The following is a 7,534-nucleotide window of genomic DNA, read 5'->3' on the forward strand; positions in this document are numbered from 1 at the left end:
TATAACGATAATCGGTTAAAAACGCTATACTTTTTTAATATAAATTCAATTATTACATATTTGCTTTAAAGCGTCAAAGTATAGATGAAAAATAAAGTAACCGGTGATGAATGGTCACATAAAAAAGTCTTCAAAATGCATCTTTACATCCATTTTGAAGACTTATCAATTTAAATATGAGACAAGTTCATACGCTTAAATTTAACACTTTCGATAATGTACTATCACAATGCGCATCAATAACGCACGCGTGTGTGCTTTAGTGAACCAATCCTTCTTTTTTCAAATAATCTTTAGCCACTTTATAAGGATCTTCACCTTTTTCAGCCACACGATAGTTCATTTCTTGCATCTCTTCATCAGAGATTTTTCCTTCTAATTGATTGAGTGCTTTTTCTACATCAGGGTGCTCTTTAATAAATGCTTTTTTAAATAGTGGCGCGCCCTGATATGGTGGAAAACTTTTCTTATCGTCTTTTAAAACGACCATATCGTATTGTTTCAGTTCAGCATCTGTAGAATACGCATCAATTAAATTAATATCATCTTTCTCAATCGCTTGATATCTTAATTTCGGTTCCATCGTTTTAACGTTTTTAAATTTTAAATCATACGTTTGTTGAATCGCTTTATAACCATCGCCACGATCATTAAATTCCAAAGTAAATCCAGGTCGAATGTCATCTTCAACTTTTTTCAAGTCACCAATCGTTTTCAAATGATGTTTTTCAGCAAAGTCTCGTTTCACTGCTAATGCATAGGTGTTATTATATTTCATTGGTTTGAGCATTTCCATATCATATTGACGTGCTAAACTATCATTCGCTTGTTGATAAACTGTTTTTTCCATTTTAGATTTAGGAGATTCTTTTGTAAGTTCTCCTAACACTGTTCCCGTAAATTCTAAATAACCATCAATTTCATCTGCTTTTAAAGCATTAAAAAGAAAAGTCGTTTTACCCATACCGTCTTGAACATTTACTTTATATTTCGTATCTTGTTCAACTAAAATCTTATACATGTTCGTGATGATTGACGGTTCAGTTCCTAATTTACCTGCCAACGTAACTTTTTCTTCTTTTTGTGAAAATAGAGGTGCAATCGTGACAAAGAACATCACTAGTAAAATGGCACCTAAAGTGATTAACATTTTGCGGTAAGACATACGTCCTAAAATGCGTAATACAATATCAAACAAAATAGCAAGCAATGCCGCTGGTATCGCACCGATGAGAATGAGTGATGCATTGTTACGGTCAATACCTAATAAAATAAGGTCCCCTAATCCACCAGCACCAATTAACGCTGCGAGCGTTGCTGTACCAATAATGAGCACCATGGCTGTTCTGATTCCCGCCATAATCACTGGCATTGCTAACGGTAATTCTACCTTTGTCAGACGTCTTATCGGTTTCATACCAATCCCTTTAGCAGCCTCGATAAGTGAGGGATCAACCCCCGTCACGCCAGTATAGGTATTTCTTAAAATTGGTAATAAAGCATAGACGACTAAAGCAATGATCGCTGGTACTGTCCCAATACCAAAGAGTGGAATCATTAGTCCTAGTAACGCTAATGAAGGAATCGTTTGTAAAACCGCGGCAATATTGATGATCACTTCAGCAACATTTTTTTGTTTGGTTAATAAAATCCCTAAAGGGACACCGATTAATACGGCAATAAGTAATGCAATAAAAGATAACTGTATGTGTTCTATAAGTGTTGAAAGTAATTGACCTTTCCGTTCGTTCAACGTAGTTAAAAATTCTGTCACCTTCTATCACCTGCCCGATGTGTAGATAAGAACTTGAAAATATCTTGTCTCGTCAACTTCCATAATTGTTGTGAAGAATGTACGATAACACCTTCATGTGAAGCAAGTTCTCCATATATGTCACTAACGTAACGCTCCCCGTCAACTTTTATCATGTCATCACTTTTGTCGATAGGCGTGCCGATTAACTCAGCTACCTTTCCAAGTGTGAAATGATTTAAAAATACTCCGGATAAATCTCCTATAAATTGTTTCACAAACGCATTCTTAGGATGTTGTATGAATTCATTAGGTGTACCAATTTGTTCGACTTTACCTTCATTTAGAAGACAAATGCGATCACCCAGTTTAAATGCTTCTTCAATATCATGAGTGACAAACACGATTGTTTTTTTAATTTGAGCTTGTAAACGTAATAAATCATCTTGCAGGTTTTCTCGAGTAATTGGGTCTAACGCACTAAATGGTTCATCCATAAGAATGACAGGTGGATCGGCCGCTAATGCTCGCACCACACCTACACGTTGACGCTGACCTCCTGATAATTCATCAGGTTTTCGATGACGATATGTATTGGGATCTAAATTGACCATTTTAAGAAGTTCGTCTACACGATGATCAATTTCATTTTGAGTCCACGACTTCATTAGAGGGACTTGTGCAATATTATCACGTATGGTCATGTGCGGGAACAACGCGATTTGCTGTAACACATACCCCATATCCCAACGCATTTCGTAAACAGAATAATCGCTTATTGGCTTATTATTAAAATATATAAAACCATCTGTTAAAGGGATGAGTCGGTTAATCATTTTCATCGTCGTGGTTTTACCAGATCCAGATGGACCGATAAGTACAAAAAACTCACCTTCTTTAATGTTAAGGTTTACTTTATTAACGACGACTTTATTACCATAACTTTTCGTAACATCCTCGAATTTAATCATTATTTAACCTCATTTTTTAATTTAATATCATTGTAAAAAGTATACCCTATCTTACTAATATTAAGCTTTTAAATTAAGTAAATTTAACGCAATATTAAGGCATGCTCACTACAAAAAAAGGCGTGCACATTTATATTGCGCATGCCTTTTCTTCTATGATTTGATACAAACTTAACATTAAATAGAAGTCTGTCCCAATTGTTTATATGCCTGTATAGCATCTAAAAATGGCGGACAATAATGCTTTAATTTATAACTTCCGACACCTTCTATTTGAATCATTTCTTGTTTAGTAGTTGGTTTACGTTTAGCGAATTCCTCTAAAGTATAGTCTGAGAAGATATTAATCGGTGGTACATCCAATTTATCACTCATTTGTTGTCTCACTTCACTTAAAGCATCAAACAAGTGACGATCGACACCTTCAATCGTGTTAATATTTACGCGTTCTTTCGATTTTGTTTTGAATGGCGTCGTTTTGATTTTGATGTTTTCATTTAATAATTGTCCAACGGATGGGTCACACATCAACTTCTCATCATATTCATTTAAATAACCTTTAAAACGCAGTTCATCAATTAAATGGTGCAATTCACCAGTTGTATAGTCTTTCATTATCCCGTACGTTGACAACGTATAAAACTGATTGTGATTTAAATAATCTGATGTTTCACCACGTAAAACTTGAATGACCGTTTGATACCCTTCTTTTTGTCCTAACCGAATGACACAACTTACAATCATTTTTGCCTCTTTAGTCATATCATATGTTTTATTCTGTGCCTCGCAATTACTGCATTTCTGACACTCTGCTAATTTTTCATTCGGTTCAAAATAATGTACCAATGTGGCTTCTAAACATTTATTTGTTTTCGTATATTGAATCATTTTGGTCAATTTGTCACCCATCTTCTCTTTATAATCATCATCTGCTGAGGATGTTGAAATAAAATACTGATGGAGCGCAATATCTCTGTCGCTAAATAGCAAAATACAATCACTTTCAAGACCGTCACGACCAGCACGTCCTGCTTCTTGGTAGTAGGATTCTAAATCACCAGGCATATTATAATGAATTACATACCGCACATTGGATTTATCAATCCCCATTCCAAACGCATTGGTTGCAACAACGACGCGCTTTTTGTCATATAAAAACGCATGTTGTGCTTCATCGCGTTGCTTTGCGGTTAAACCCGCATGGTAATAAGTTGCTGGAATATCTGCATCTCGCAACGCCTCATACATTGCTTCAACTTGTTTACGTGTCGAACAGTAAATAATGCCTGAGACTTTGGAATGTGATTGAACATAATCTAACACAAACTTTTGACGTTGGTACGTATGATCGACTTTAAATAAAAGATTAGGACGTTTAATACTCGTTTTAATGAGATGGTTCGGATGAATACCTAATCGTGACATAATGTCTTGTTGAACTTCTGTCGTCGCTGTTGCTGTTAAAGCCACAATCGCAAATTGTTGTGGCATCGCCAATACACGATGAATGACCGCCTGGTAACTTGGTCTAAAATCATGTCCCCATTTAGAGATACAATGTGCTTCATCAAAAGCAACAAGCTTAATATTTACACGACATAGCAACCTTAAAAACGTTTCATTTTCAAGGCGCTCTGGGGCAATATATAAAAATTGTAACGCACCGTTTAATAGTTGCGCTTCAATTTCTTTTTGTGCTTTTAGCGATAGACTACTATTTAAGTATGCAGCAGAAATCCCCATCGTATGTAATTGATCTACTTGATCTTTCATTAATGAGATGAGTGGGCTTATAACAAGTGTTGTTCCCCCTAGCATAAGTCCCGGCACTTGGTAACAAATGGATTTCCCACCGCCAGTTGGTAAAACACCTAACGTATGTTGCTGGTTAAGTACACGGGTAATAATCTCTTTTTGCCCTGGACGAAAACGCTTATATCCAAAATAATGTGACAGTGTTTGTTCCATTTTATCCCTCTTACTGTTCAATAATTTCCTCAAGTTCGCTCCATCTCGTGATGTCTTTATCGTATTGTGCTTCTAAACTTTCTTTTTCATCATTCAATTGCTTAATCAAGCCATAATCTGCGCTTGCTTCAATCATTTCTTGTTCTATTTCCGATAACCGTGATTCAGTTTCTTCTATACGCGTCATTAACATATCATATTCACGTTTTTCTTTATACGATAACCCCTTTTGTTTCTTTTTAGGCGCAGTAGATTTTGTTAATGCTGGTTTTGAAGATTGGAGGCTTGCTTCTAGTGATTTTTTGTAGGTCATATAATCTTCAAATTGACCTACAATAACATCAATTTTTTCATTATGAATGTACCAATAAGTATCTACGACTTTATTTAAAAAGTAGCGGTCGTGACTTACAGTTATAACCGTGCCACCGAAATGGTGAATATAATCCTCTAAAATAGTTAACGTCTCTGTATCTAAATCATTTGTGGGTTCGTCTAAAATAAGTACATTCGGTTGATGTACAAGTAATTTAAGTAAATATAAGCGCTTTTGTTCGCCACCAGAAAGTTTGTACACCTTTTTACCATGCGTAGCACTTGGAAATAAAAATTGTTCTAATAATTGAGTAACAGATACCATCGTACCATCTTTTTGACGTGCAACTTCACTTTCTTCACGTAAGAAGTCGATGACGCGTACATCACGATTTAAATGCTCATCTGTTTGCTTAAAATAGGCTACTTTGACCGTTTGCCCAACTTTTAGAACACCCTCAAAATTGTCATCCACACCTGCAATAATATTAAGTAGTGTCGTCTTACCTACACCATTGGGGCCAACGATACCAATACGCATCCCTTTTTGAATAATTGTAGAAAAAGATTTGAATAATGTTTTATCTTGAATCGCTTTACCTACTGCCTCAAGCTCAAACACTTGTTTTCCTAAGCGTGCATGTGCTAAATTCAGTTCCCCCTTTTCTTGAACTTTATGTGATTTTACTTGTTGTTCTATGCGCTCAAAGCGATCTTTACGGGCTTGTTGTTTCGTCGTTCGTGCTTTAACACCTGCGCGCATCCATTCTAACTCTTGCCTATATAACGCACGTTGTTTCACTTGTTGTTGTTGTTCAATCATTTCACGTTCAGAACGCATCGCAATATATGTCTCGTAATTACCTGGATAAGAATACAGTTGACCATTTTTTAGTTCTACGATGCGTGTCGATACTTCATTTAAAAAATAGCGATCATGTGTCACGAACATTACCGTTTTCGGATACGTTTTTACAAAATTGATAAGCCATTGAATCGATTCAAAGTCCAAATGGTTCGTTGGTTCATCGAGGAGCAATAAATCAGGCTTTTCAATCAATGTGCGTGCTAAAATAACCCGTTTTTGTTGTCCACCCGACAATGTGCTTACCTGTTGCGTTGTATCGTGAATCCCCAATTTTGATAAGATGGTTTTAATTTCAGCACTATAGTCCCAAACGCCTTTATTATCCATCTGTGCCTGTGCATCCATCATTTCATTGAACGCTTGATCTGATGGATGCGTACTATATTGTGCCACGGCTAGTTCATAACGTTTAATCGTTTGGAGTGCATCCGTTTCAGCTTGATAAACGACATCATACACAGTTGATGAAGGGTCCATATCTTCTTTTTGCGCAGCATAGCGGATTTTGTACTGTTTAGGATGTGTCGCTTGTGCTGTAAAATCATCATCAAGGCCAGCAATCACTTTAAGTAATGAACTTTTCCCTGTTCCATTTATACCCACTAACCCAATTCGCTCTTGGTTAGAAATGGATAATGCTAAGTCATCAAATATCACTTTATCTGCATAAGATTTATGTAGGTGTTCTATTTTAAACGCTTCCAACGCTAATACTTCCTTTTTCTTATAGATTTACTCTTGATTATTTGTTACGCTTAAATCAGTTCTATATATTATACACTTTTTTGATTTCAAATGATATAAGGAGCCTTTTGTAATGTTGGATTTTCTTTCGTCGTTGTCGCCCACACTTCAGGCATTATGTGCCGGAACCATCACTTGGTTACTGACAGCTGTTGGTGCGGCAACTGTTTTTAATTTTAAAAAAGTTAATGAAAAAGTTTTGAACTCTATGCAAGGATTTGCAGCTGGCATTATGATCGCTGCGAGTTTTTGGTCATTATTACAGCCTGCGATTGAGAGTAGTTCAGACAGCGCGGTACCTTGGATGCCTGCCGCAATTGGATTTTTATTAGGGGGCCTTTTCATACGTTCGCTCGATTATGTCATCCCACATATGCATCGAAATACAAATGACGAATCCCAAAAACAAGAAGGCGTTCCTACAAATTTAAATAAAAATACGTTATTGTTTTTAGCCATTACGTTGCACAATATTCCAGAAGGTTTAGCAGTAGGTGTTGCTTTCGGTGGGATTGCCACTGGCAACACACATGCCACTTTACTAGGGGCTTTAGGATTGGCAATTGGTATCGGCATTCAAAACATCCCAGAAGGTGCTGCACTTTCCTTGCCTATTCGGGCGGCAGGCAGTAGTAAATGGAAAGCGTTTAATTATGGACAAGCTTCAGCCTTAGTTGAACCCGTATTCGCTGTCATAGGTGCTGCAGCCGTAATCGTCGTAACACCCATTTTACCTTATGCCCTTGCTTTTGCCGCTGGTGCAATGATTTTTGTAGTCGTTGAAGAACTGATTCCTGATTCGCAATCAGCGAAAAATACCGATTTAGCTACATTAAGTTTAATGGGTGGCTTCACACTTATGATGATCCTCGATGTTGCTTTAGGCTAACGGTCAAATAATGAAAATGAATATAA

5 protein-coding genes are annotated in these 7,534 nt (G+C 36.6%); 1 reads left to right on the plus strand and 4 read right to left on the minus strand.

All coding sequences use genetic code 11. The annotated features are described in order from the left end of the window. Positions 1-259 precede the first annotated feature (259 nt). The 4 genes from G8Y85_RS06755 to G8Y85_RS06770 form a co-directional block, all read right to left on the minus strand. The gene (locus G8Y85_RS06755; RefSeq protein ID WP_165805600.1) at positions 260-1,774 is read right to left on the minus strand and encodes a glycine betaine ABC transporter substrate-binding protein; all 1,515 of its coding nucleotides are present in this window, start codon (positions 1,772-1,774) and stop codon (positions 260-262) included. Beyond that, complete coding sequence (locus G8Y85_RS06760) at positions 1,771-2,724, minus strand: ABC transporter ATP-binding protein (protein WP_103346035.1); 954 nt, start codon at positions 2,722-2,724, stop codon at positions 1,771-1,773. The genes G8Y85_RS06755 and G8Y85_RS06760 overlap by 4 nt, the downstream gene beginning before the upstream one ends. Before the next feature lie 177 nt (positions 2,725-2,901). Further along, on the minus strand, positions 2,902-4,692 hold the full coding sequence (recQ, locus tag G8Y85_RS06765) for a DNA helicase RecQ (RefSeq protein WP_037567813.1): 1,791 nt from the start codon (positions 4,690-4,692) through the stop codon (positions 2,902-2,904). A 10-nt stretch (positions 4,693-4,702) separates the two neighbouring features. Next, entirely contained in the window at positions 4,703-6,580 is a 1,878-nt protein-coding gene (locus G8Y85_RS06770; protein WP_103346034.1) for an ABC-F family ATP-binding cassette domain-containing protein, read from the minus strand. Between the two features lie 112 nt (positions 6,581-6,692). Between G8Y85_RS06770 and G8Y85_RS06775 the strand changes: the two genes are divergently transcribed. Continuing rightward, complete coding sequence (locus G8Y85_RS06775) at positions 6,693-7,508, plus strand: ZIP family metal transporter (protein ID WP_165805601.1); 816 nt, start codon at positions 6,693-6,695, stop codon at positions 7,506-7,508. Positions 7,509-7,534 lie beyond the last annotated feature (26 nt).

This window comes from Staphylococcus sp. 11007852, assembly GCF_011394325.1.
Classification (GTDB): Bacteria; Bacillota; Bacilli; order Staphylococcales; family Staphylococcaceae; genus Staphylococcus; species Staphylococcus agnetis.